This window comes from Pseudomonas sp. (assembly GCF_049590575.1).
Taxonomy (GTDB): domain Bacteria; phylum Pseudomonadota; class Gammaproteobacteria; order Pseudomonadales; family Pseudomonadaceae; genus Aquipseudomonas.
Genome location: NZ_JBAWDE010000099.1, coordinates 20,765 through 45,843 on the forward strand (window position 1 = coordinate 20,765; position 25,079 = coordinate 45,843).

Here is a 25,079-nt window from a genome sequence, read left to right on the forward strand (position 1 = left end):
GATGAGTCTCTATCAGGTGTTGAAGGTGATCGCCGGGGCGAAGTTGAGTTGACTGCGTACACTGCTCCAGGTGTCGTACGCTGCAGCGCAGAGGTAATACGTGGTGTCTGGCGTCAGTCCCGTGATCTGCCCGGTGCGTGATACGCCTTGATAGCCGACCGTTCCTGCAGTTGCCGGATCAAAGTCCTCCTCTGTCGAATACACAAACACATAGCCCGCCGTGTCTGCAGCTGCACTGGCCGCGCAACTGACATCCGCGGTGGTGGTGCCAGTGACCGAGGCGGCGGTTCCCGTAACGGGCGCCGGCGCCGTATTGGTGACCAACAACGACACCAACTGTGCTTGGCCTGCAGCGTTGCGCTCTATGACCTCCACCCGATAGCTGCGAATGAGCGCACCATCCACCAGCGCATCTTCACGTTGGTAAGTAAATGCCGTGCTGGTAGTCGCCACCTCTCGCAGGAGGGCATTACTGCCCGCGTGACGAACACGTACCAAGCGATCTTCGGCACGAGCTCCGGCCACCCAACTGACGGTGAAGTACGGCGCCTCGAAGGCACCGAACAGGGCGAGGTTTTGCGCGGTATCAGGCGCTACCCGAGCCGGCGACAACGTGACGCTGTAGGCAGTGACATCCGCCAGATCCTCAAGTGCTCGACCGAACACGTTAAATGAGCGGAACTTGACCCAGACAGTCTTGCCGACCTGGTCGGACGTGTAGCTGTACTTCCAAACGGCATCATCCAACCGCACAAAGGGTGAACCGGCCGAGTGACTGGAGATGGCCGTGCTCAGACGTCCGCGTCTCAGATAACTCAGCTCATAGCCTCCGACGCCCGTGAGCACCGCGTCTCGATAACTCAGCAACTCACCGGCCACCCAACACAGCGTGGCGCCACTGTCCGCCTCTGCAGTAGTGGCGGCAGCCAGCTCCGTCGCCGCTGCCAGTTGCACTGACAAGGTGTTGACCGTATCGGGATCGCTTCCAGCGGCCAGAGTCGTTGTCAGTTGCCCCATGCGCGCCCTGCCGTAAATCGTCTCCGCTAACCGATAGCTGTCGCCATCGGCGCTGATCCAAATCTCACAACCGCCCCAGGCTTCACCCACACCGGCAACACCGCCCCAGATCTGCAATGTGCCGGCGGGCAGCAAGCTCTCGGGTGGGTTGAACATGATGGGCGCCAGGACAGGACCAGGCGCGACGTTCTGATTGCCCTGATAACCGCTTTTGCTCTGCACCGGATAGTTAGGTGCGCTGCCGACGCCCAGCAACGCATCCTCGGCCACGATCGCCAACTTACCCAGCTCGTCCTCCTCAACCGAAATCAGCCGGACCAGGCGCTGGTGCAGGTTCAACCCTGGCTCAGTGATCGTGACTAGGTCCATAGGCTCAAGGAGCACATGCTGCCAGCCGAGGGAGAACTCATATTCATTACGCACGTACAGCTTGCGCTGCACCAACAACTGCGCCGCATGGGCGCCGATGGCGATATTGCAGATCTCGTACGCTTTGATGGTGTCCATCGGCTTGGAGCCAAACTGCTCAATGGCAGCCTGATCAGGCGCACGCACCACGTCGGTGTTGTACTCGTGATCGCGATCAAGGATCTCCAGCGACACTTCGTTGTAGCTGTCGGCCTGGCTCTTGATCTTGAGCGAGACCGGCGGCTCACCGTCCTCAGAAAGAAAATCGTCATCGGTCAGATCCGCCACTGGGGTGATGTTTGGAAACCACGTCACGCCATTGCCAGTGACGGCCTGGTCGCCGTAGGGGATCACCTTGAGTTGACCAGCAGACCACACCATCTCGCTGTTGGTCAGTTGCAACCAGCGCGCGATCGCCTCATTCGCCGGTGACTGCTCGTCGAGCACCGGACTCAAGAGTAAGTTTTCCGCCAAGCAATAGTTGCGGTAGTTCGACATATCCGCGACCCATGCTGGGGTAAAACCGATACCGTCCAATGGATCGAGCAAAAGCCCAGGCAGGAAATCGCCCGGGTTGGCATCCGGCAGCCCGGGCACCTGATAACGCCCGTCCACCTCGAAGGTATGATTCTGGACGCCGGCGTTATCGTTGAGCAGGTACCTGCTGGAAAACACGTAGGCCGTATCGGAATAGGCAATCGCTTCGGCCGGGTGGCGAGTTTGAAGAAACCCCCACACGGTCTGATCATGAGTGCCATTGGCGTAGTTCAAACCCACTTGAGCAAGCGATGTGAATACTTCCTTGTCGCGGAAGACACGGTGAATGGCACCCAGCGGCCCACGCCCGACCGCAAGGATCAGCGCCGCATAATAGGTATAGGTCGTGTCTTTTTGAGTAGCTCCGCCCCCGCCTTTACCTCCCGACTTTTTCGTCGTGGTTTTGGCGACAGCTTCGAAGTCACTGTAATAAATGAGATTAGGACTGACGCGATTGCGGCCGGCGATCCAGGCGATCGGCTTGCCACTCGCACTGCTCTGGATCTGCAGCGCGTTGATGCGCGTTGCACTGTTGGAAATGGTACTACTGCTGCCCCCCATCGCTGACTCCATATCGGTTAAGTGTGTAATAACGCACGGTGTGGCTGGAGAGCCGCTCCTCACGCCTATCTGCAAACTCGACGCCGATGTCCCGATAGGCGTGAATGATGCGATGCTCATCGACCACCACCGCGCCGTGGCTGAAGGTCCGGCCGAATTTCCAGACCGCGACATCTCCACGCTGCGGGACGTCGATCTGCCGGCCGTACAACTCCAGCCAACCCAGGTAGCGTTCCTCGCTTCGGTGCAGGTGCCAGTCCTGGGCATACGCCCCGGGATCGATCGAGGGAATCAATCCGGCGGCGTGATACACCTCAATCAGCAACCAGGCGCAATCGACGCCGACGCCGAGCAGGTGCTGCCGGTGCTGGTACGGCGTTCGCAGCCAACGCTCAGCCTGCGCGACCACGGCATCACGCTGCAGCACTTCGAACGGGCTCATACCGATGTCTCCGCGACGGGAATGAACGGCATCCCCCGGTACCGCGCTCGGTTGCCGAATTTGTTGGTGCAGGCATCCAGCGTCCGTGGGCAACCCGGGTAAATCAGAAACTGATCACCTGCCACTGGCACGCCTGGCAGCCCCAGAATCATCGTCACGGCGCCATCTGCAGTGAATCGGCGTACGGTTCTTGTCACACCTGCATTGGCACCGTTTACAAAACGAATCACGCCCTGGTCGAACCAGCCCTGGGTGGCGGGCACATTGGAGTTCACACGCAGGGCCGTGCTGCCGCCCTGGACCACACCCACGGTTTCAAATAGGGCACGGTTCACCCCGCAATCGGCGCTGTACACCGTGCGCAGGCACGAGGGCTGATAAACGCCCCGGGGCACCTTGGTATCCAGAAGCTCGATCGGCGACTTTACTGTCACCGTCGCCTGCTCGCGGTCGGCAGGATCCACCTCCGCGACACGCCCGATAAAACGTGTGACCGTACCCACCACGGGCGACCGCCAGTCCGCCATAAACGCTCGGACAAGGTTCAGGGTGGCACCGTCAAAACCGCCGCTGGCAATGAATGGCAGCAAGGGCTCGCCGAACACGGTGTCGTCCATGCCGGCGGTAAAGGTCACGTTCAACGTGTCGACCTCAATCCCGCGCACCGCACGTACGCCGGTGCGCTTGATCAGCGGCCCGCTGGCCGAGTAGTTCTGTCCGGCATAGAAGATCTGCAAACCCGCATCGGTGTAACGCAGCACCTGGCCGCTGGCCAGGGCAATCGTGTACAGATCTGCCATGACGAAACTGCGCGCCGTGGCCAGAAAGGATTTCAGTTCAGGTGTGGCATCGATCATGGCTTGATACTCGTGAACGCGATGTTTTTGAGCTCCCAAATCGCGCGATAAGGCTGAGCCCCGTCGAGCGAATCGGCCTCGAAAGCACAGCGAAAATAAAACGCCCCACTCCACACCAGCGCCGCGTCAATCGGAGGGGCCACCGTAAAGGTGATGCGCCCCAGCTCATCCACAGTGAAGGCTGAAGTAGGAGCACCACTGACAGTGACGACGTCCACATTGACGATCCCGTACACCGGCTCCATCCAGTGACCGATCTCCCGGGAAAGCTGGAATGTTCGCGTGATGCCGTCCCCGGTGCCAAAGCGCTGAAGCGTTACCAGGTGATCACTGCGGTCAAAGAACAGAAACTCGCCGAATTGCCCTTTGCGCTGATTAAAGAACTCAATCAGCCTCGACCACTCATCCAACCCAGGGCGCTTGCGCACGGCGTTGTAACTCAGCTGGAAAGACCACAGCGGCGCCGGGTAGTACGCCGTTGTCCGGCGTCGACCACTGGCAGCTTTCTGCACGCCGGTACTCCATTCAGGTGCTTTTTTTGAAAGCAGGGTTTGCCCGGGCAGACGCGGTAGAACACCTTCCGCCGCCGCGCCCATATCGGGGTAACTGGCGATCCAGCGCGCCGGCCAAAAAGGTCCTAACGACATCTCGCCCCCTAAGTTTTGATGGCGCCGTTGCGCCGCATTTTTTGCATTTCCTCAGCCAGCACCCGGGCACCACGCCGAATATCAGCGGGCGACATCCGGCCGCTGCTGTCATGGTAGTGATAGCTGTTGCCAGAACCGCCCAACTGCCCATCCCCATTAGCTGCCTGGCGAATGACATTGGCGTATTGCTTGGGCAGCACCATTTCCTGCTCGTGGAGTTGTGTCATGGGGTTGGTACCGGCAGGGATGTCATAGCCGCCCTCGGCCGAAGCAACGTTTTTCACCAGGCCAAATACGAACGCACCTGCAGCAACCGCAGCCGCCGCGCCGAGGATCGGACCAATGATTGGAATGGCTGACATGGCTGCAAAAGCACCAGCCATGGCCTGCCAGGCGCTGGCAATGATGTTTTTGATCGTGGCTGCGCCCCAGATCGCTACGGACATAGCCGCACCGCCTGCCTCTGCAGCCGTTCGAGCGCCTACACCCACTACCGTCGCGCCGGTTTTAGCCGTCTCACCGAACATCCAGGCCATCAACGGCTTGGTGACCATGTTCTCAACGAACGCGGTGCCGATGCTGGTGAAGATCCCGCGCAACAGGCCCTGGGTGCTCATGGTGCCGCTGATGATGCCGGTAAGCCCGCTCGACCAACTGGTACGCAGACTGTCGACCATGCCCGTCCAGTTGCTTTGCGACTCGAAGGTTTGCTGCCTGCCAATCACTGCCATGCTGTTGCGGTGCGTTTGCTCCAGCGCCAGGATCTGCTGCTGGACCTGCTGCAGCGCGACCGGGTTGCGGTCAGGATCCTGCTCCAGCAGCGCTTTACGTTCGGCCAATGCCTGAGCTTCGATCGCATACCGTTGCTTTTCGAACTCGGCCTGGGCCTGCAGCAACTGGCCTTGGGTGATCAGATTGGCTTGCAGATCCAACTGGGCCATCTGTTCGGCATGCGCAACATCGGTAAGACGCGCCTGCTGATCGGCTGCCAGCTGCTGCTGTTTCATGTTGGTGATTTGCTGCTGCTTTTCGCGCTCGGCAGCAACCACCTCAGCCGCAGCCTTGCGGTATTCCTGGCTGTCCTGGCCATAAAGTTGCCGGCTGCGCTCCAGAGTCTGCTGAGCGATCTGCAGGCGCGCGTCCATATTGTTGCGGTACTGCTGCGCCTGGGCCTGCAGATCGGCAAAGGCTTGGCCTTCGTCCTGCCGGCGCAACGCATTCAGCGACGCCAGGTAATTGCGCTGAACACTCAAACGTTCGGCCGCGCTCAAATCCGTGCGCTTGAGAATGCCCTGCCAGTACTGCATTTCCTGCTGCTGGGAGAACTGCAGGAAGGTGCCCTGCTCGGCCTGCTGTTGGGCGTGAGCGACCTTCTGCGCGTCCAAAGCTTCTGCCCACTCACTGACCCGTGACGTGGCCTTCGTCGGCGCACTTACCGGGTCATCCGCTTTTTTAGGGGGAGTTGTGGACTCAACTATTTTTTTCCGATGCTCGATGGCTGCCGCATAAGCCTGTTCCAGCTTGGTCAACCGGGCGACTTCAACGCCGTAAGCGGTCGGACTTGTCCTGCCCTGCTGTGGCGCTTTGGTCAGGGCTGTATTGCCGGTTGCGGCCATCTCCGCCACTTTGCGTCGCTGCTCTTCGATGCGAGCGGAACGGGAGCGCATACCCGCGTCGACTTCTTCGAGCTTGTTGGACACCAACTGCATGTTTTCAAGCAGCAGGCGCTCTTCGACCAGCGTGGCTTCCAGCTGGGCCTTGCCGCCCCCACCGCGCGGGCCGGCGATGACGGTCCCTAACATCGCTTCGTAACGCGCGACGTTCGCCGCCACCTCATCAACGGTAAGGCCTACGCCGGTCATGCCTTTGAGCAGATTGTTGAACCAACTGGCAGTCTCCGAAAGCCGCTTATTCAGGCTGATAAAGACCGGTTCAAGGATGGTGCCGATGGTGACCTGCAGCTGGTTGCTTTTGGAGTCGAGTTCGGCCTGGCTGCCGGTCAAACCATCGGCCGCCTTGGCAGCATTACCGACCTGGGCCTCGGTCTCTTTCATGATGCCGTTGTATTCGGCCGTGATCTTTTGCGAGTCCGACAACTTGTCGCGACTGGTGCCGATGCTCTTGGCGTACTCATCCCACATTTTGGCGACGTTTTTCGTGACACCGGCGTTATCCACCAGCACCGAATTTTCGTTTTTCAAGCCCTCGGTGGCCGACACCACCGCTTCCGACATGCTGAGATTGGCCTGCCGATTGAACGCTGCAGCGTCTTTCAGGCGGTTGATCACCGCCACTGCCTGGTCGACGTTGTAACCACGACTGAGCAGGTTCTGCAGAGCTTTGGCCGCGTCGCCGACGCTGAGCAAGCCGTCAGAGGCGAGCTTGTTGGCCTCATCCATCGCCCGGCCAATACCGATGCCGGCATGATTGGCCACCGCTTCCAGGCCACGGTAAGCAGCTTCCTGTTGGATCGCCGCGTCCTTGCTGTCGCTAACGATCTGGCCAAGCTTGAAGGCCCCCAGACCAAACACACCCGCAATGCCTGCCGCCACACCACCCAGGCCCGAGCGCATGATGGCACTGACGCCAGAAAACGCTTCATTAACGGCTGGGCCAAAACGAGCCAGGCGGGTTTGACTGCCGACCATCTCGGTGTTGATGGCACGCAGTTCGCGGCTGAATGTCGTCCGGGCGTCACGCATGTTGCGCTCGATGCTTTCCACCGCACGAACAAAGCCCTGGGTGCCGGCAGTGAACTGATAGGCAATATTGCGATCCATACCAAAACCTCACTCACAGGCAAAAAAAAGCCCCGCTAAAGCGAGACTATTGATGACGACCTGGCAGTTGATTCGATTTATTGGGGACCACCTCTGCGGTGCCTTCGCCATTAAATCCAAAATCATGATGGGCAGAACTTTGACAAAATCTAACGACAGGTAGCATTAACCAGCACAGCCATTAAATTGTCAGGCAAGCGTTGAATAGATCTACGAAATACAGAGACAACCTGAGATCCACCTGAAGAGTGAGTAAAAAATTTTCCATTCAAACGGGAGGGCGATGAATGTTCACCACCAGGCTCAAACATATGCATGACCTAAACCTGCCTGCATTTTTTGAGGTAGCCGATATGCCCTGTCTCGGGAGGATAGCGGCGGTGATGGATGAAGAGGTTTTAGTGGAGATTGAGCAAAATGACAAAATCGTATTTTTGCTTAAGCACATAACCTCTATCGAATTCATCAAGCCCTCCACTCTCTCCAATTAGCTACTGACTGCTGGAAAACGCGTCTAGCGCCTGGCGTAGGTGCTCGGGCAGCTCGCCCGCCAACTCAGCAGACATTGCTGCCAGGTTGCTGGCCAGATCGGGTGCATCAGTCACTTCCTGGGTCGGTTTGTAGCCCATGTATCCCGCAACAAGTATGTGCACGGGTGGGTGAGTACGCCAGTAGTCGGTCATATGACCGACCATGACCATGTCCCAATCACGCCGCAGCGTGACCGGGCTTTGCCCGGTGCTGGCGATCAGGTGAGCGTAGAGTTGGCCCCAGTCGAAGGGGCCTGGCCTTCCCCCGGTGCCGGCTCCGTAACTTCCAGACCCGAAGCACTCATGACCGCATCCAGCGCCTCACGCATGTTGCGCAGATCCAGCAGCGCAGCCACTTCTGCACGCTCGATGTCGGGGTAGTTACGCCTTAGCGCTGCATGGGTGGCGTCGATCACCGTTGCGATACTGTCCCGGTCCATGTTGCCGGCCATCACCGCGTTGATCCGCTCCAGCAGCTGCTCCAGATCCCCCAGCGCCAGGGGCGGGATGACGAGCGTTTTCCCTGGAAACGGGAACGAAACACCGGGGACATTCACGACCGTCATTCGTTGGCACTCCAGTAGCACACCTCACCGAACTCATCCGCGTAGCCGGTAAATTCAAAGTCAGGGATGGTGTAATCGTCCTGTTTGGTAGCGATCCCCAGCTTATTGCTGACAAAGTTCGGCACGCGCACGTACACAGTCTTGCCCTTGTATTTCAGGACAAGCTCGCCCTGGAATACCGGCATGTCACCCATGGGCAGGTTTTTCACCGACAGGCTTTTACCCGTCGTAACGGTGTAGCGGTAATCAATGAACACCGACTTGGCCACGTCTGCAGCGGCAAATGCATATTCCCCCGTGGCGGCATCAAAGGTGTACTGCCCAACTGTCGGTGCGCTCAGTACCCGTACGTAAGGGATCGCACCGGCGCCCCGTACCCCAAGATCACCAGAGAGCGTCCCGCCGGCTGGAGGCTCCACGGTGATGGTGGCCCCTGCCGGCACCACTGTGGGCTCCGTGGAGTGATGAACTAACACCTGGCCGGTGGTCAGGGTCTGTCCGAACACCAGTTGATTCCACTGCAGCAGGCTGATCTGGGCGGACTTGGCCTTACCCGTCAGCTTGCCCTGGCCCCGTGCCGCGTCGACAGCAAACTGCTCGCTGCCGAACAATTCCTTGGAATCAAACGACAGATCCACCGATGCTTCTTGCATGATGCCCAACAGGATGGGGGTAGGCGCGGAAATGGCATTGCCATAAGCGTCCATCAGCGGAGTCGCGTAAAACAACCCGCTGCCGAATGCGATTTGCATAATGTGTTCCTCAGTAAAAGGTAGGTCCGGCCGTCAGGTCGCCGGTATTGCACAGGTAGGTGAAGCGGTAACGCACCATGCAGTTGCCGGCGGTGTTGTCGCCTTCGTCCTCGATCCAGTCGATGTAAAAGCGCTGCACCCGATCCGCCTCTTCAAAAGCGTCCTCTGCCATCAAGACCGCATGCACGGCCACCTTGACCACGTCAGCCACCTGATCCCAGGCAGCACCTGTGACCGTGTCCTCTCGGGCGATGATTTCCACCGTCAGCTCGAACTGGTTGCGATCCACTGCAGCGCTTTCGCGCTCACAGGTTTCAAGGTCAGGACGCAGCACGATCGCCGGCGTCATGTCCCGTCTGATCGCCTCAGTGCGACTCCGATACACCCGGTCTGCCGCCAACGTACCGGCGGCCAGAATCAGCGCCTGCGCCTTTGCGACGATGCGTTCTTGAATCGAGGGCATGAGGGTTAAACCTTGGTGAGGGAGGCCAGGCTAAAGGCGCCGTCATCGATCATTCGGCGGTCACGGACGCGAAAATTCACGCCGCCGACGGTGATCAGTTTGGGATTGTCGATGCCCAGGCGCTCGGCCTCGGCGGTGATGATTAGGATCTCGTAGCCGGTCGACTGGCTGTTGGTGCCACCCATACCGTGGATTTCGTCCGGCATATCCCGCGCGGCCAAAAACGGCTGACCATCAACCATCCCGCCAACGTCGAAGTCCTCAAGGAAGCCCCTGAGATCGTCGTCAAGCATCAGGGCTCACCTTGACGGGCTTGCGCCCGCCCTCGCCCGCAGCGGAAGGTGCCGGTGACGGCTCGGCCACCAACACTTCCAGCTGGTGACGAAAACGCTCGGCCACGTCATCAGGCAACTCGATCACGCCCCCCGGACCGGTCAGTTTGTCATCTGGCCCGCGAAACGAGCCGGACAGCACGGTGTAGGATTTATTCGGCATTGCGCTCTCCTACGACCTTGTCCAGTTTCGACAACCGCTGCCCCAATGCCTTGTCCGGTTCGCCGGGGATCACAATCACCTCCCCGGCCTTGAACTGCACGGGCGACACAATGGTGTAGCGACCCTTCTTGTTTTCGACCGGCTCCAGGTTGTGCGCACGCGCACTGGCCTGGGCCGCATTAAGGATCAGCTCCCCCCCATAAAGGGTGATCGTCTGTTCCACGCGGTATTTCGGCATATCAATGTCCTCGGTGAGGTAACAGGCCTACCGGCTTATGCCACCAGCTGATTCAGCACGGCGTACTGCCAGCGCCCAAAACCCACGTTGCGCCAGGTGTCGACGCCGTATTGATGAGCGTCGTTGTCGAACTCGTACTCCGAACCCTCGGCCTTGGCTTTCATGGCCACGTCGGTTTCCTGCTGGCGGATGAACGCTTTCAAACGACCGTCCGTGCGGAAGGTCACGAATTTGTCCTGCCAGGCGTTGAGGCGCACGTTACCCACCACGCGAACCACCACGTTGTCCGGCATGACAATCTCGTTGATGTTGGTACCACGCGGCACGCTCAGCGCCGTCTGCGCAACGCTCAGCAGGGGGTACGGCACCATCACCAAGAACTCACGCGCCAGTTCGTTGATGGGTTCGCCCTGGTCATCCTTCAGGCTGGTCAGTTGGGTGATCGACTTGGCGACGGCCTGCTGAAACTCCTCGACACTCGGCCGGGATGGGGTCCCGGAAGTCCCCGCCGTCAAACTGGCAAGACTGGTTGTGATCTTGTTGGATTGCACGCCGCTCTGGCCTTCTTCGTGGTCGGTATCGAAGAAGTACTGGCCGTCATAGCAGGTCTGGCTTTCACCGTTGAGCAACAGCACCGACAGCAGTCGCGCCCAGTGCGCGTTGGTGCGGTCGGCCAGCTCGCCCAGGCGGATGCGCAACTGTCCGGTTTTATCGCGGCGCAGCTCGGTGACCAGCACTTCGAGGGTGGCCTCAAAATGCAGGTTTTCGATTTCGAGATCAGCGCTGATAAAGCCCTTGGCGTGGCGACCACCAATCCATTCACGCAAAGTCGGCACCATGCCGATCCATGGATAGGTTTCTTTGGCTTGGTCAGAGTCGAACAGGTTGGACACGGCGTCGATCCAGCTCGACCCCACATTCTGCTCGAGCAGTTCGTAAAACATGCCGATGATGGCACGACTGGAAAGTACTTCAGCACCCATGGGTGATTCTCCTGAAGAAGGATACGGTCAGAAAAAAGAACGGATTGAGTGATGCGTTACGCGGCGACAGGGACGGACTGGGCGGCGAACTTGACGATGCCGACGCCAGTACGCACGAACCGGTGAACATGCCCGATCAGGCTGTTACCGGCGGCGGTGAGCAGAAACGTGCCGCTGTCGCTGGCATACACCGGCTTACCGATGTCGGTGATCGCCAGTGCGGTGACGGGCAGTTCAACTTTGCCGGCTTCGCGAAGAAGCACACGCGCTGCAGCAGCGGCACCGATTCGATTGTCGACGCCGCGATCGGCGAAGCCCACGAACAGATCCCCTGCCGCCAGAGGTCGCGCAAGGCCGTTAGCCGCGACAATGCCAACCGCCGAGCCTTCGAAAATCTGCACGCCGGCTGCAACGGACAAATCGTTAATTTCCCCGATCTCGTAAGCGCGGGGGGTGTCGAGTGTAAGAGGCATAGGATTCTCCAGAGCCATGGGTGGAAAGGGGTTACCCGGTACTTACTTTTTCAGGACCTTGACCAGACCCCGCTCGGTGGCCTTGCGGTAGCCGTGATAGGCCTCGAAGGTGCCAAACTCGGCGCGCAGCTCCTTGTCGTTGTCCCAAGTCGTCTTGGCACGCTCCTCCAGCGGCGCCTCTGGATCCTCCTTCACAGCCTCAGGGGCTGCCGGTGGCGTCAGTGCATTGGGCACCGGCGCAGGCGCCTGGGCACGAATGTCGGCCAGAGCACCGGCACGTTTGGTTTTTTCGGCGCCGATGACCTGCGCCGCCGCTTCGGCGCCACTGGTTTTGCCGTCGAACTTGAGCGTGGCAATCAGCTCTTCATGCCCGGGCAGTGCGGCGGCTTCCACCGCTTGGATGCGTTCGCACTCGGCGCGGGCGCCGGCAGCTGCACCAGCGGCATGTGCGTCATGTTCCAGGCTGGCGAGCAGCTCGGCATGATTTGCGGCCAGGTATTCACGGTTGATGACGGGTTTGTCTGCAGTCGGCGCGGGGACGTTACTGCTGGTGGTGGTTGCCATAGATCTTTCTCCAGAAGAACCGCCGTTGAACTCGGCGATGAGTTGTTCAAGGGTGGATTCACGGTCGGCCATGCCCAATGCCACGGCATCGGAGCCAATCCGCATATCGCCCTGGCCGAAGTCGGCCAAAACGGTTTCAACACTGAGGCCACGGTAATTGGCGACATCCTCGACAAAGATGTCAGTCAGCCGGTCGACATGAGCCTGGGCCACAGCACGTCCTGATTCAGTGCTGAAGTCAGGACGTTTTTTCGGGCTCTGGCTGCTGACGATCTCAAAACTGCCGTCGTCGTCGCTTTTACGCACCGTCAGCACCGTGCCGATGGAGCCCACGGCGCCGGTGCGGCTCATGACGATTTCATGGGCTGCTGCAGCTATCCAGTAGCCAGCGCTGGCCGCGTTACCGGACACATACGCAACCACCCGCTTGGGCGAGGCGCGGATCATCTGGCCGAATTCAGCGATACCACTGGCAATACCACCGGGGGTGTCCATAACCAGGATGATGGTGTCGGTGCGCGGATCGTCGACGGCGGTGGTGAACTCCTTGGCCAGCACATCCAACGAAGTCGCACCGGACAGCGCCGTAAACAAGTTGGCGTAACGGAACACCGGGCCGGTGACGGGCAGCAATGCCACATTGCCGCGCTGGGTCACCGCGCGGCTGTTCTGCAAGGGTTTGCCCTGCCTGGCCTCCAAGGCTTCCGGGCCTTCATGCTCCCGGCGGGCGATGGCGGTGATGGTCTGCAGCATGTCCGGGGTAATGGCCCAGGGCTCGCGTGATACCAGGTCGAACGCCGTCACCCGGTGCACGGGAGGTGCATCGGTTGGGTTGTCGCTCATAGTCAAGTCCGTTCAGGAAGATCAGGATTGGCCGCAGGCTCATCCTCGGGGCGAGCCGTTGGTGAGACAGATAGGCCGTCATCGCGCCTACGCTTCACTTCAAGCGCACGCTGTTCGTGGTTTTCTTCCCAGTCGCTGCCGTCGTAAAGCATGGATTCCTTGGCGAGCGTGCTGACGCCAATATCGATGCGCTTTTCGGCGGCATTGATGTCTTTGAGCGGATCAACGGTGCCAGGACCATCACCCACCCATAGTGACCCGCTGTACGCATAACGCAGCAACGGGTGGTCGAAAAACCCGGGAGCGTCGATGTCTCCCTGTGCCACAGCCTCTTCAAGCCAATGCTCGTATACGGGCTGGCAGAAATGCTGGCCCAGGAAGTCACGGCAACCGCGAACGAACTGCCAAGCCTCCATCACCGCAGCACGCGCGGCGGTGTAACTGGCGGTAAAGTGCTTAATCAGCACCTCATAGGGCAGCTCCAGGGCCATGCCGATCTGCCGGAGCATGGCGAGCACGAACGGATCGAACGCCATGTTCGGGCGACCCGGTGACGCGGTATCGATCGACGCACCGTCGTCCAGCTCGGCGACAATGCCGCCACTGAGTGAGCCGTCCCAACCGCCCTGGTCGCGCCCGGCGGGTTTATCGCCACCTACTGGTGTGTTGCCAGTAACGGCCGATGCCAGAGGGCTCAGATTGCCGCCCTGCCCGGGCTTGATGAACACGGCGAAGAACGCAGACACCACCGCCGCTTCCAGCTCGGCATCGGTGTAACGGTCCAACTGCTTGAGCTTTTCGATCACCGGCGCCAGGTACGGCACACCGCGTGGCTGGCCCACTCGACGCCGCCGGTACACATGCAGCAGCACGCGACCGCCACGCTCATTGAAGAACGGGCGGTCATCCCAAACGCGCTCTTTGACGCCGAGTGCCCCCGGGTGACTGCGCAAAATGTGAGCCTTGATCGGTGCACCATCGGCGTCACGTTCAATGCCGGCCGTGAGGGCTTCCGTGTCAGCCTTGTTGCTAGGGTTACAAACCCGGTCGGCCTCAATCAGTTGGATGCACGCCGAGTAGTGCTGACCCAGTTGTTCTTTGTGCGTGAGCAACGTAAACACGTCACCGCTGCTCAGCACAGAGCGCCAGGTCAGATCCTGCAGACCATAGAAATTCTGCTCGCGGGTGATGTCGCAGCTGGTGGTTTCCGCCCAGGACTTAAAGAGCGACTCCGTTTTCCGCTGCCACTCCCTGGCCTGGTCTTCGTCCCAGCCCAAAATCGAGCGATTGACCACAGACTTAAGCGCCAGGCCGGTACCGACCGTTTTCGTCGTCACCGTATTGATCGCACCACCACCGATGGGGTTGTTGCGTTCAAGGTCTCGGCAGCGTTCGCGAAGCGTGGGCAAGTCGGGCAGCAGATCTGCTGCCGCACTGCCTGCCGTCGGGGTCCAGGCGCTCAACGTGCGCTTGGACTTCGACGCGCCGCTGTAACCGCCCAAGGCAGTCATGGTCAACCGGGCGTGCATGCGCTTGGCGCCGCGCTCGGGGCTGAGCCAGGTGATGGCTTTATCCAGTAGCGTCGGCTCTGGCACTTTCGGTGCGCGGCTCATCGCGGCGTAATCCCACGCAGCACGATCCCCCGAGGACGGCCACTTTCCAGGCGATCAACTTGCTGTTGCCAGTAGTCGATCGTCTTGGTGATTTCGGCAAGGTCGGCGTATTCCAATTGCCGGGTGCCGATACGGTAGCTCTGCTTTTGGCTGACCTTCATGCTCGCATCGAGCCAGGCTTGCAGCTGGCCCTGCGCTTGTTCCAGGGTGATAGCCATGAATTAATTCCTGCGTTGGGAGAGCACGCGCATTGCACTACGGCGCCCAGAAACAACTCTCCCGCCAGAGGGCGGGAGATTAGGTGGTTCGACTGGTGTCGGTTCCGGACTATCACCATCCGTTTCGGGAACGGGTTCAGCCTCGGATTGATCCGGCTCGGGTGGGTCAAACAACGCCCCCTGTCGGATCTGTGCATCGAGCCCAGCCCAGTCTTGCTCGCGCATCAAATGCGTTTTCAGGGAACGGGCCGCGTGCAACGCATACGTCTCGCAGTCGGTACCTTCGTTCGGTTGGCCGGCCTTTTTCTGCCAAACCTTGCGGTAGTGGTGTCGCCGGCTGGGTGCCTTCACTTCGGCGGTGATCTGCCGGAAATAATCCGGGCGCACCGTTTTGTAAAAGTGCATCCGACCAGGGCCATCACCGGTCAATGGCAGCCGGCCCTCAATCCACAGATCCTTGGCCCGCGAGGTACCGACAATGTAAGGGCGCAGACCGTACTTCGAGGCCTTTTGTTCTTTATCCGTATCGACACCCTGCCGAGGTGCACTGAAGATCTCCCGACGCTCATCGTCGCGGGTGTTGCCGCGCTCGCTCGCGCCCTTGATCGCCATCACGCCGTTGCGCTGATGCTTACGGCAAAATGCATACGCCGCGTCCTGGGTGATGGTGCCGTCCGAGGTATCCAGCGAAGTAGCCAGCACCCTCAGCTTGGCGCCGCAGGCGTGTGAAATCGGCGCAAACAGCAACTTTTCCAGATCCAGCCAGACGCCCTGGTCAGGCAGTACCACCTCGCCGTAGATCTCGCCCCAGTAGATCAGCCAGGATTCCTCGCCTCGGCCCCAGGCCCGCATCACCACCGCCAGGCGATCGTGCTGCACGTCGACACCGGCGGTGATCACCAGGCCCCCCATGGGCACAAACATTTCCGGGTAGTCTTCCGCTCGCTCAGCCAGTTTATCGGCCTCGGGCAGATCGGATTTGTACTCGTAGGCACGGCCCTGTTTCTGGTTGACGAATTTGATCAGCAACGACAGGTTGCCAATCGATGCCTGGTGTTCGGCGTTGAGTTTCTCCCGCACGATGTCGGCCAAGCTGGTACCTGGCAGGCATGCGTACAGTTCGTTCAGCTCAATGAATCCAGCACGACCAGCAAATGGCTTGGTTGGCACCCAGCCGCAATAAGGGTCGCCCGCGTCAATCGCATTGAACACCGTGTTGCGGATGTTCTCTTTGCGCTGGTAGTCGTCCCAAATTTCACCACAGTGCGGGCACCCGTAGCCGGCGGTCTCAGGATCCGCGCGACCGTAGATCTCGTGGGGCTGGGCGTCCTCTTCAATGTCGAGCCACTTGATATGGGCAAAGTCCAACACATGCGACTGGCCGCAGCTGTGGCAGATGATTGGCAACACCCGGCAATCGGTCTGCGCCAGGCGCGCTTCGGTCTTGCTCGCGCCCTTGATCGCCGGCGTACCACCCACCAGCATCTTGGAGCCGGGGTAGCGTTTGCCGCGCTCCTCCAGCAGCGCGATCGCATCACCCTGCCCCTTCACGTCGTCGCTGGTGTCGTCCGGTTCTTCCACCACCGACAAGCCCACCGAGGACGTGGACTTAACGTTGCCAGGAGAGTTCGACGCTACCAGTTTGAGGAACCCGCCCGGGAAGGTCTTATGGTCCCAACGGTTGCCCGAGGTGCGGCTTACATCGACAGGCATCAACTTGGCCACCTCAGAGTTCGCCGTCACGCCGAACTTGAGCTTTTCGTCATGAAAGTTTTTGCCGTCCTTTTCCTTGGCGAACAGGATCATGATCGGGCGCGGCAGGTTATGGATGAACTTGAACAGGTAGCCGATCAAGAACCACGTCCAGCCGATCTGCGCCGCCTTCATCAGGTCGACCTCGCTCACCCGGGGATCATCCAGGGCAGCAGCAACGCCGAGGAAGTAAGGCGTGTAGTGGAAATCGTACAGGCCGTGCAGCACGCCGCTTTCAGCGGGCAGGTAAAACTCGGTGCTCAGGTAGTGCGCGGTAGGGATGTCACGCGGCGGGTTGAATTCCCCCGACGCTGCCAACAAGCTTCGCGCCAAGTTTTCGCGCGTAGCCTGCAATTCGCTCGGTTGTAGGTCCAGCAATTTTGGCCACCACTGATCGATCAATCGTGAGTTTCTGCACGCTCTCGATTTCCTGAATGATGCGTTCAAGGCCGCCCAAGTATTCCCGGTTTGCGAAACTGGCCCAGTCGATGAGCACCCGATCAGCCTCGCCAGCCGGAATCAATAAACGCAGTTTTTCGTGATACAGCAGGCGACCGTTAGCGGCCTTGACTCGGCCTTCATCGATCCGCACAGCGTTAAGTTCTTCCATCTGGCTGCCTCCGCGCCCAGCGGCTTTTGCGCGCAAGTCGCGGATGTAAGCAATCCGGATTTCATCTAGGCAGGCTGTCTGCCAATCGCTTATGCCGATTCCCTTCAGCACGTCGCGGGCGTTTCGCTCGCTCATGTCTAGGTGATCAGCAATTTCACGCTGTGTAGGCATGCTCATCTCCAAAGTCGGGACTAGGAAGCGGAACCCCCTATGTCGGGTTGAATCTGCAAAAAAGTCGGGGTTCGAATTACCCCGATGGCCCCGCTGCCTGGAAGGACCCATTGATTTTGGGTCGCAGGTCGACCTGTCAAGCCAAAACCTCGACAAATCATTGAAAAATAACCATTTTTTGAGAAAAATTCTTCGAACTGACAAGAGGTCAGCCTCGCTCCATCTCCCGTGCCAGTGCACGTCGGAACAGCGGCTCGAACTCGGCCTCAGCTACGCGATTGGCTACCCCGTAGAAGTCAAAGCGCCGCCGATACGTCGGGCGCTTAACGAAGATCAAGATGGGCCGTGCCCCGTTGCCGATCCGCTGCCAGATACCCAAAGGGCCGGTGCCGTTGCCAGGCCGCCCCACGAAATAGTCCGGTGCGTTGCGGTTGCGGCGTCGGCTACGCTGAGTGCGGTTGGCCATGAAGCCCGACACCCGCTCAGCTGCTCCGAGTGCGGACAGGATCTGCACGATCTGGCCGCGACTGATGTTGCCGTTGCCATCCATCCTGGCGCGCCGACCAGGGACAGCGTACATGTCTGCTGGCATCAAACCGTAGTGGATCAGCGCTTTCTCAAATCGCTTATGTGGTCGGTTGCCACCGTCAATGTGCACCGGCAAGTACTTGGACGCGGGCACACCTGAGCTTGCTTCGTCCTTGATCCACACGCGGGCAAACAGGCGGCTGGTCGTGGCACTGCGCTTGAAGACCGAGTTGAGCGTCCAGCGCGTGGGCCGATCAAATACCCGCTCCAGCTCGACCTTCTCTGCCGCCTGTACGCGTTCAGCGGTGAAGGTCAGCGCTTTGGCAGCGGCTATCGGCACCTTCGACTTGCTGAGCCCACGCATCTCCCTAACGATCTTGTCGATGTTGTCACGCATCTCAAGTCGCATCATGGTCATTGCCCCTGGATGCTTATGGTCCAGCTTCACCGTTGGCTTGCGCTTCACGCAGACCAAGGCGCTTGGCCGCCCAGCGCTCGTACAGCCCGATCGCTACGTCTGCTCCTGCCATCGCCGTGAGGCATCCCAGCGCACCGGACGTCCAGATCGACATGCCTGCCGCATACAGCAGCATGATCGCCGATACCCCGCACACCACGCAGGCGCCGGACCGAAGGGCCAATCGTCGGATCAATGCCCAACCACGCGTCCCTTCCTTGTCCGCTCGCCACATCTCGCCCGACACACCGCCCACCAGGGCCAGGACGATCACTAACCAGATCGGCATTTCTGCCAGCGCTTGCTGTTCGTTGGTCATTTCCCGGCCTCATAAACGCGAAAACCCGGCTCGAGGGCCGGGTTTGTGGTGAGGTCGCTGGTTGCGTACCTCTTTGAACATGACTGATTTATACCCCTCCAATCCGGTGGCAGCAAGAGCTCAGCGCTGCCACCCTGCAATCAACGGCAATCAACGGCAATACACCGGCAATCAACGGACATATAACGTTACTGGCTCTAGCGCCGCAGGCATGGACCCTCTTGTCCCACTGTTTTCAAGACAGGCGCGACGTCTGAAACACCGATGAATCAAAGCGGCGCCCCTCCGTCCTACTATTTATTACTTTTCCCATGTAAAGGGAGAATTAATAAACGCTGCGCGTACGCGCGCGCGTATGTGGGTGTGTGCGTCACATGCGGGAAAGATGCAAAAAAGGTGGGACGGTGGGCCATCATCAATTAACACGCGGCGCGCAGATGCCCCACCCGCCAAAATACTAGCAGGCCGTACAGGGACGCGCCGCGCCATCAAGCTACGCGCTCCAGCAGCATGCCTGCGATCTCCAGATGTGCCGAGTGCAAGCGCGCATAAAACTGCGTCCGACCACACCCGCAGTGCGCCCATTTCTGGCGTTCCACGCTTTCACGGTTCAGGTAATGCTCCTGCACCACTTGGGCCAGATGCCAGGACAGATGCTTGTTTACGATCACCTCAATGTCTGCACTCCATGGCAGCAGCATCTTTGAACCGCCGCGCGAGCCACGAATCAATTCACCTTGGCAATCGATCAACTGACCCAACATGCTGCTGGCAGATCCGTCAGGGCCGCCGCCACCGTGCATATCGAGCGCCCACAGCTTCAACATCTCATCCATTTCAGGGATCAAAATGCAGTCTCCTGTCTGGGCACCGCCGACCCTCGCTTCCACTCCGGCGGTTTCACATACTCATAGCTGCGCACACCACGCACACAGTTACCCTTGCGCCGCCGGGGCCAATTCATCCGATGCATAATCTTGCCGATGCGCATTTGCTCGGGTCTACCCCAGTGGCTTGGATCGATATTAAGCGCATGCTCAAGCAGGTGAGCGCCTGTCACCGTATCGCCAATATGCTTGTCGGCCAGGTAGCCGACCACCAGGTCTTCCCACATATCTGCCTGATAACGCTGATCCTGCTCAGCTGCAAACACATCAGCCTCATCGCGCTCCACCCACCATATGTCACCTGCGCGAAAACAGGCTAACGCTTCGGCCCAGAGTTGATCACGGTCGGCTCGCAGTCCCTCTAGATCAACTTTGGTACACATTACCGGCCAGTAACGGCGGTTGCCCGTATCGTCCTTCAGGTACTCATCTTGGTTGGTCGTACCGATAAAAACGCTCTGCCGGGGTACATCCAGCATCCGCCGGCCATAACTCTCGCGGTAGGTATCGATGGGCGATGAGACGAATTGCTTGGCCTTGGTCGACTCTGCCTTGTTCAGTGAGTCCAGCTCGGCCATCTCCACAATCCACTTGCCCCGGATCGCCTGATAGGCGTCTTTGCTGCTCAGATCAAATGACGTATCCATGAACCACTCGCCGCCCAATACCCGCGCAGCCGTGGATTTCCCCTCGCCCTGCAAGCCTTCCAAAATCAACATTGAGTCTGCCTTGCAGCCAGGTCGACACACTCGTGCCACCGCAGAAATCAGCCATCGCTTGCCCACCTTGCGGGTGTACGAACTATCCATAACACCCAACCGATCCTGCAACCAACGCTCAAGGCGTCGCACGCCATCCCACTCAAGGCTATCTAGATACTCTCGCACCGGGTGGTAGGAGTTGTCATTCGCCACCGCACTGACAGCCTCAACAACGTGGGCAGTTTTCACCCGTAGCCCGTAAACATCAGCAAGCCACAGCGCCACCCTGATGTCGTCAAGATCGGTCCAGTCCCCCTTACCACCGCCATACGGAGGTGTACGCAGCTTGCGCGTCTTCGAACTGAACGAATCCCAGGCGATTACGCCGGCCCAGCGTTTATCGTTACCCAGAATTAATGCCACGTTGAATGGGTGTACGATCAATCCTCCTTTTTCAGAGTACTGCAGCTTCTCACGCCACCCCTCATCGGTAGAGGGTCGAACCACCGCCAACACCTGGCGGCGCACCGTGTCCATGCTCTCAGCACAGTGCAAGTCGTTAAAATCCGTCCAGCCGTCTTCCCGGTCGTTGTCGAATACCGGCATAACCACCTGCCCACCGACCACAACCGACGCATTGCCAGCCTTGATTACCCCCGCGTTATACGGGTGCCCATTCACTACAGTCTTCCAATCATCATCTGCGCAAAACACCAACTGCCGGCCGGGATACTTTGTGCGCATGGCTTGTGCCACCGGCAGCAAGTTGCCGGCATCAAAGCAAATGCACACCGTCAGTGAGGTCGCCATGTGCAGGCTGGCGCCTGTTGCGTATCCCTCTGCGATCAAAATCACGTCGCCCGGCTCTGGCTCGGGGCCGATCAGATGAAACGCGCCTTCTTTAGCCAAACCGTACGGCCAGTAGGTTTTGTTCCTGCCCGTAGCAGCCTGCTTTTCCGGGTACAGCACTTGTAGCCCGACAATATCGCCCTTCACATTGCGCATCGGCACGAAAGCCGTACCGCTCTTTGCCTTGTAACGCAGACCGATGCCGACTACCCGCTTGGCATCCAAGTAACGCGAACCGCCCTTTTCAGATAGGTGCTTCCACATACCAGCAGCGCGCCGGGCGGCAGTGCGGTGCTTTCGGTCCTCAGCCAGGGCGGCCTTGCGCTGGCCTTCCTCGGCCCTGGCGCGCATCACCGCTCGATCTTCAGCGCTCAGCCGCCCGCCCTTTGGCTTGATCTTCTGCCAACTGCCCTTTTCACCCTGACGCCAGTCGCCAAAAGCGCCGCAATACAGTGTTTTGCCGTCACCGGTCAGATGCTCATAGATCACATACCAACCCGTTTTCTCCGGGGCCTTATCACCGTCGCACTCGCAACGCGTTCGCTTACCAATCACCAATGGGGTTTCTGGTTTAAGCCCGTAGTCCTGCAACTGAGCCAACACATCATCGAGTAGTTCGTGATTGGTCATGCCCGTACCCCACGCCGGTCTGCCAGCTCCTGGCAGTCAGTGCAGCGCGTACAGCCGCGATCAAGCATTGCCAATCGCCGAGCCTCTAGGATGACATCCCCACAATCCACGCACTCGAGCGTACATTGGCCTGGATTGGCAGTAGGTCGCGCGGCCATCGCCACTGCAAGATTAAGAGCAATGACGTTATCAGCAACATCTGCGTTGTCAGACATAGGTCAGATCCTCCGCATGCATCTTGCGGAGTACCGCGCGCAACTTGAACACAGCCTGCACCATGCGCTCAGCCAGCAGCTCAAACTCGGCCAGTTCGGCATCGTCCAATTTGTCATCACTCAATGAAGCCGATACATGCGTGGCCAACTCTCCCTCACGAGAAAGCAACTCGCCAATGCTTGCCATCAGCGACTGCGCCGTGTCGGTGTCGCTCAACTCGGAAACGTCGATACCCACCCAGCCAATGGGATGCAACAACGCATCTACAATGCGCGGATCGCGCGTTGCATCCAGCACCAATTCAAGATCGCCGATATTGGGCGTGTGGCTGGTGTTGGTCAGGCTCAGCTTATGATTAAGGGTAGTGGCGTTGCCGCCGTCGATAGCGGCAATAGCAGTGGCACCGCCAGGATAATCACGTGCCGCGTGGAGCAAAGCTTGCGGTAGGGTCAACAGCGAACGCCGTGCGCGTTCAATGGAATTGAACTGTTTACGGTTCATGGCAAATCTCCAAAAACTCTGCCAGTGACCGCCGCACGCCTGTTTGATACAGTTGTGCCGTGGTCACTCACAAGTGGTCGCATGCAGCCGGTTGCTCTGTGGTAGGAAGTCCGGCTGCACCCCAATGGCAAGGCACACGCTCCGCATGTGCCTTGCCGTTACAGCCTGCAGACCGTGGTGGGTTAGCAGGCAACCCAGGGCATCCGTGCCTTGGGGGGTGGTGGAACGGCGCGTTGTATTGGTTTGCTCCGCGCCGCTCTGCCTTTTACTTCGTTAAGCGGCCTGCTGGCTTGACGCTTTATCTGTCGCCCTGAGCTTTCCATCTGTAAGCACTTGAACCTGATACTGGCGTGACTGCGGCGGCTCAGAGCCCCATTGCGATACTGCAGCGGGGGAGACTTTCAGAGCCGCAGCCACTTTAGATTTCCCTCCGAAGAAGGCGATTACTTCTGTCGTGAGCATGGTGCTCTCCTGTTTGCCTACCCAATACAGTAAGTACACTTAACTTATTTGGCAAGCAAATGAAGGACTCCAAACAAAGTAAGCCTTAAGCTAGCTTAATGAATACTCCAGCAGAAAGAATCGCATACGCCATTTCCAAGTGCGGAAAGAAAGCCAGCGTCTTGGCCATAGAGTCCAACCTGAGTGCTGCCAGAATTAGCCAGTTAGCGCAGGGAGACGGGAGCCTCAAGGCTGAAAATCTTTTCCTATTCGCACGCGCTACCGGGTTCTCAGCACAGTGGCTTGCCGAAGGCATAGGGGACAAATATGACGCCGGTGCCCTCGAGGAGGGCCATGTGCTGATTCCCCAATTCACCGCCAAGGCAGGAGCAGGCCCGGGTCACACAAACCACCACATAGAAGACCTCGGCGGCCTAATGTTTAGGAGAGACTGGCTTACCCGAATGGGCTTGAAGGAAAAGAACCTCAAGGTCATCTACAGCACAGGAATGAGCATGTTCCCGACCATTGCTGATGATGATGTGCTGCTGATTGACGAAGGCCAGCGCGAGCCCTTGAACGGCAGAATCTATGCAATTCAGCGCCCAGACGGAGACATCAGCATCAAGCGCTTAGTCCACACGCTCACCAATGGCTGGATAATTCGAAGCGACAACGAGGACAAACGCGCTTATCCGGATGAGAGCGCTACCGATACAAGCATTGGTCATCTACTCATCATAGGACGGGCCGTATGGCACGCTGGAGCCCTCTAGCTGTAGATCTCTTAACAAAACACATTAAGTAGCCTTGACTTAAAAAGTTAAGAGAACTTTAATTGCCTCACTCTCCCACCACAGAGCGAGGCAATTCCCATGCAAACCGCAACGTTGCACGTCCTACCAACGTGCCCAGAAAGCCGCGTTTTCGAGGTGCGCCGCCTAGCCATAATCCACGGCTGCGCCTTCGCCCCTACCAAACGCAAATCAACCACCAACCCAACGCCAACCCCCTTCAATCCAGACGATGGAGGGCGTGCAGCATGAGTAGATTATCTCTCAACGCCAGCGCCTACATCCGTCTACAGGCCCAGGTAAACCTTAGCGGCACCTTCAATCACACCCTGCATTCGTGTGATGGCTGCCAATCCGTAGCGGCTCAGGTCGAGATCGAACAATGCACCGCCGGCATCACGGTGATGGTGCGCATCTGCGGGACGCGCAATACATCAGTCACTCTCGATAAGCACCGCAAAAACAACGCCACGCGCGTTGCGAGCTTTATCGAAGGTATCGCCAATGGCCGCAGCCCTACCGATGTGCCTGACGTCGATGAGCACGAGGCTGTCAGTGACATAGAGGCGACGCTACGTCTGGCAATCCGCCGTGGGCGCGGCATTTACCATCTGATCGCTGACGAACTGGAGCCTTCTCTAAAGATACAGCGCAACCCACGCGGCGGTTTTATCGCCGTGATCGAAATCGACGACGACGCAGGCTGCCTACTCACCCTACCCGCCGACAACCAGCGCGCTTACGTAATCTTGGCTGAAAACCTTAATCAATTCCTGCAGGGCTACCGCAACAGCCTCGCGGCCGCCGCGTGAGGTGCCTACATGAGCATATCCCTCAAACGCGCAGCCCAACGCCTTGGTCTGGGTCACCGCGAATTGATGAAACGCATGCGCGACAAAGGTTTGCTGGATAAAAAAAACCTGCCAGCAAACCCAGCCGCAACCAAAGACTTTTTGGTCACCCGCGAGAGCCGCTGGTTTCACGAGGAGTACGGGATGCAATACCAACGTACCACTCGCGTGACTGAGATCGGCATCTCCTGGCTAGCCAACCAGATCGGTATTGAACGCCCAGCACCACCCGCCGCGCCTGACCCGCGAGAAGTCGCGTAATGAGACAGCCTGAAGCATGGCCGCGCCAGTACGCCCGCCAGATCACAGCGATGCGATCCCGCGAGGAACGCACTGCCGCGCTGGCAGAAGTACCGGAGCACCTACGCGATCTAGTACGCACCCA

General features: G+C 59.0%; 29 protein-coding genes. 4 read left to right on the forward strand and 25 right to left on the reverse strand.

Annotated elements, in window-relative coordinates; all coding sequences use genetic code 11:
* Window positions 1–12: 12 nt before the first annotated feature.
* From WBR57_RS07760 to WBR57_RS07780, 5 genes are read right to left on the reverse strand one after another with little or no spacing between them, the layout of a single operon-like run.
* Entirely contained in the window at window positions 13–2,523 is a 2,511-nt protein-coding gene (locus WBR57_RS07760; protein ID WP_424083331.1) for a phage tail protein, read from the reverse strand.
* Entirely contained in the window at window positions 2,507–2,965 is a 459-nt protein-coding gene (locus WBR57_RS07765; RefSeq protein WP_184744301.1) for a hypothetical protein, read from the reverse strand. The genes WBR57_RS07760 and WBR57_RS07765 overlap by 17 nt, the downstream gene beginning before the upstream one ends.
* Entirely contained in the window at window positions 2,962–3,822 is an 861-nt protein-coding gene (locus WBR57_RS07770) for a DUF2163 domain-containing protein (RefSeq protein WP_424083332.1), read from the reverse strand. The genes WBR57_RS07765 and WBR57_RS07770 overlap by 4 nt, the downstream gene beginning before the upstream one ends.
* On the reverse strand, window positions 3,819–4,469 hold the full coding sequence (locus WBR57_RS07775; protein WP_424083333.1) for a DUF2460 domain-containing protein: 651 nt from the start codon (window positions 4,467–4,469) through the stop codon (window positions 3,819–3,821). Before WBR57_RS07775 ends, WBR57_RS07770 begins: the two co-directional genes overlap by 4 nt.
* Window positions 4,470–4,477: 8 nt before the next feature.
* Window positions 4,478–7,249: a hypothetical protein gene (locus tag WBR57_RS07780; protein WP_424083334.1), complete on the reverse strand. Its 2,772-nt coding sequence runs from the start codon at window positions 7,247–7,249 to the stop codon at window positions 4,478–4,480.
* Between the two features lie 287 nt (window positions 7,250–7,536).
* Between WBR57_RS07780 and WBR57_RS07785 the strand changes: the two genes are divergently transcribed.
* On the forward strand, window positions 7,537–7,740 hold the full coding sequence (locus WBR57_RS07785; RefSeq protein WP_424083335.1) for a hypothetical protein: 204 nt from the start codon (window positions 7,537–7,539) through the stop codon (window positions 7,738–7,740).
* On the opposite strand, the gene WBR57_RS07790 is transcribed toward WBR57_RS07785, so the two are convergent.
* The 20 genes from WBR57_RS07790 to WBR57_RS07885 form a co-directional block, all read right to left on the reverse strand.
* Window positions 7,741–7,944: a hypothetical protein gene (locus tag WBR57_RS07790; RefSeq protein WP_424083336.1), complete on the reverse strand. Its 204-nt coding sequence runs from the start codon at window positions 7,942–7,944 to the stop codon at window positions 7,741–7,743.
* A 53-nt stretch (window positions 7,945–7,997) separates the two neighbouring features.
* A complete protein-coding gene (locus WBR57_RS07795; RefSeq protein ID WP_310172250.1) occupies window positions 7,998–8,345 on the reverse strand; it encodes a hypothetical protein in 348 nt (115 codons plus the stop codon).
* On the reverse strand, window positions 8,342–9,097 hold the full coding sequence (locus tag WBR57_RS07800; RefSeq protein ID WP_122719265.1) for a hypothetical protein: 756 nt from the start codon (window positions 9,095–9,097) through the stop codon (window positions 8,342–8,344). Before WBR57_RS07800 ends, WBR57_RS07795 begins: the two co-directional genes overlap by 4 nt.
* Before the next feature lie 10 nt (window positions 9,098–9,107).
* Window positions 9,108–9,560 (reverse strand): hypothetical protein, encoded by a 453-nt coding sequence (locus WBR57_RS07805; protein WP_323145932.1) that lies wholly within the window; start codon window positions 9,558–9,560, stop codon window positions 9,108–9,110.
* Between the two features lie 5 nt (window positions 9,561–9,565).
* Complete coding sequence (locus WBR57_RS07810) at window positions 9,566–9,853, reverse strand: hypothetical protein (RefSeq protein ID WP_424083337.1); 288 nt, start codon at window positions 9,851–9,853, stop codon at window positions 9,566–9,568.
* The gene (locus WBR57_RS07815; RefSeq protein ID WP_323145934.1) at window positions 9,846–10,055 is read right to left on the reverse strand and encodes a hypothetical protein; all 210 of its coding nucleotides are present in this window, start codon (window positions 10,053–10,055) and stop codon (window positions 9,846–9,848) included. The genes WBR57_RS07810 and WBR57_RS07815 overlap by 8 nt, the downstream gene beginning before the upstream one ends.
* A complete protein-coding gene (locus WBR57_RS07820; RefSeq protein WP_323145935.1) occupies window positions 10,045–10,293 on the reverse strand; it encodes a hypothetical protein in 249 nt (82 codons plus the stop codon). The genes WBR57_RS07815 and WBR57_RS07820 overlap by 11 nt, the downstream gene beginning before the upstream one ends.
* 35 nt (window positions 10,294–10,328) lie before the next feature.
* Window positions 10,329–11,276 (reverse strand): Mu-like prophage major head subunit gpT family protein, encoded by a 948-nt coding sequence (locus tag WBR57_RS07825; RefSeq protein WP_424083338.1) that lies wholly within the window; start codon window positions 11,274–11,276, stop codon window positions 10,329–10,331.
* Between the two features lie 56 nt (window positions 11,277–11,332).
* Window positions 11,333–11,749: a hypothetical protein gene (locus tag WBR57_RS07830; protein WP_424083339.1), complete on the reverse strand. Its 417-nt coding sequence runs from the start codon at window positions 11,747–11,749 to the stop codon at window positions 11,333–11,335.
* Between the two features lie 42 nt (window positions 11,750–11,791).
* Window positions 11,792–13,156 carry a S49 family peptidase gene (locus tag WBR57_RS07835; protein ID WP_424083340.1) on the reverse strand — a complete coding sequence of 455 codons (1,365 nt, stop codon included), beginning with the start codon at window positions 13,154–13,156 and terminating at the stop codon, window positions 11,792–11,794.
* 2 nt (window positions 13,157–13,158) lie between these two features.
* Window positions 13,159–14,769: a phage portal protein gene (locus tag WBR57_RS07840; RefSeq protein ID WP_424083341.1), complete on the reverse strand. Its 1,611-nt coding sequence runs from the start codon at window positions 14,767–14,769 to the stop codon at window positions 13,159–13,161.
* The gene (locus WBR57_RS07845) at window positions 14,766–14,987 is read right to left on the reverse strand and encodes a DUF6148 family protein (protein WP_065899722.1); all 222 of its coding nucleotides are present in this window, start codon (window positions 14,985–14,987) and stop codon (window positions 14,766–14,768) included. The genes WBR57_RS07840 and WBR57_RS07845 overlap by 4 nt, the downstream gene beginning before the upstream one ends.
* A 3-nt stretch (window positions 14,988–14,990) precedes the next feature.
* Window positions 14,991–17,060 (reverse strand): phage terminase large subunit family protein, encoded by a 2,070-nt coding sequence (locus tag WBR57_RS07850; protein WP_424083342.1) that lies wholly within the window; start codon window positions 17,058–17,060, stop codon window positions 14,991–14,993.
* Complete coding sequence (locus WBR57_RS07855; RefSeq protein WP_424083343.1) at window positions 17,023–17,520, reverse strand: hypothetical protein; 498 nt, start codon at window positions 17,518–17,520, stop codon at window positions 17,023–17,025. The genes WBR57_RS07850 and WBR57_RS07855 overlap by 38 nt, the downstream gene beginning before the upstream one ends.
* A gap of 208 nt (window positions 17,521–17,728) precedes the next feature.
* A complete protein-coding gene (locus WBR57_RS07860) occupies window positions 17,729–18,460 on the reverse strand; it encodes a hypothetical protein (RefSeq protein ID WP_424083344.1) in 732 nt (243 codons plus the stop codon).
* Window positions 18,461–18,479: 19 nt separating this feature from the next.
* Entirely contained in the window at window positions 18,480–18,824 is a 345-nt protein-coding gene (locus WBR57_RS07865) for a phage holin family protein (protein WP_065927355.1), read from the reverse strand.
* A gap of 488 nt (window positions 18,825–19,312) precedes the next feature.
* Complete coding sequence (locus WBR57_RS07870) at window positions 19,313–19,672, reverse strand: hypothetical protein (RefSeq protein WP_308583616.1); 360 nt, start codon at window positions 19,670–19,672, stop codon at window positions 19,313–19,315.
* Window positions 19,669–21,891 carry a VapE domain-containing protein gene (locus tag WBR57_RS07875; protein ID WP_424083345.1) on the reverse strand — a complete coding sequence of 741 codons (2,223 nt, stop codon included), beginning with the start codon at window positions 21,889–21,891 and terminating at the stop codon, window positions 19,669–19,671. The genes WBR57_RS07870 and WBR57_RS07875 overlap by 4 nt, the downstream gene beginning before the upstream one ends.
* Window positions 21,892–22,098: 207 nt before the next feature.
* Window positions 22,099–22,608, reverse strand: coding sequence for a phage regulatory CII family protein (locus WBR57_RS07880; protein WP_421147698.1), 510 nt, complete (start codon window positions 22,606–22,608; stop codon window positions 22,099–22,101).
* 273 nt (window positions 22,609–22,881) lie between these two features.
* Window positions 22,882–23,070 carry a Cro/CI family transcriptional regulator gene (locus WBR57_RS07885; RefSeq protein WP_053130838.1) on the reverse strand — a complete coding sequence of 63 codons (189 nt, stop codon included), beginning with the start codon at window positions 23,068–23,070 and terminating at the stop codon, window positions 22,882–22,884.
* 98 nt (window positions 23,071–23,168) lie between these two features.
* Between WBR57_RS07885 and WBR57_RS07890 the strand changes: the two genes are divergently transcribed.
* The 3 genes from WBR57_RS07890 to WBR57_RS07900 all read left to right on the forward strand — a co-directional run bounded on the left by WBR57_RS07890 (window position 23,169) and on the right by WBR57_RS07900 (window position 24,955).
* A complete protein-coding gene (locus WBR57_RS07890) occupies window positions 23,169–23,825 on the forward strand; it encodes a LexA family transcriptional regulator (RefSeq protein WP_065927349.1) in 657 nt (218 codons plus the stop codon).
* 266 nt (window positions 23,826–24,091) lie between these two features.
* Window positions 24,092–24,655, forward strand: coding sequence for a hypothetical protein (locus WBR57_RS07895; protein WP_424083346.1), 564 nt, complete (start codon window positions 24,092–24,094; stop codon window positions 24,653–24,655).
* A gap of 9 nt (window positions 24,656–24,664) precedes the next feature.
* Window positions 24,665–24,955 (forward strand): phage antirepressor KilAC domain-containing protein, encoded by a 291-nt coding sequence (locus tag WBR57_RS07900; protein WP_184744333.1) that lies wholly within the window; start codon window positions 24,665–24,667, stop codon window positions 24,953–24,955.
* The last annotated feature ends 124 nt before the right edge of the window (window positions 24,956–25,079 follow it).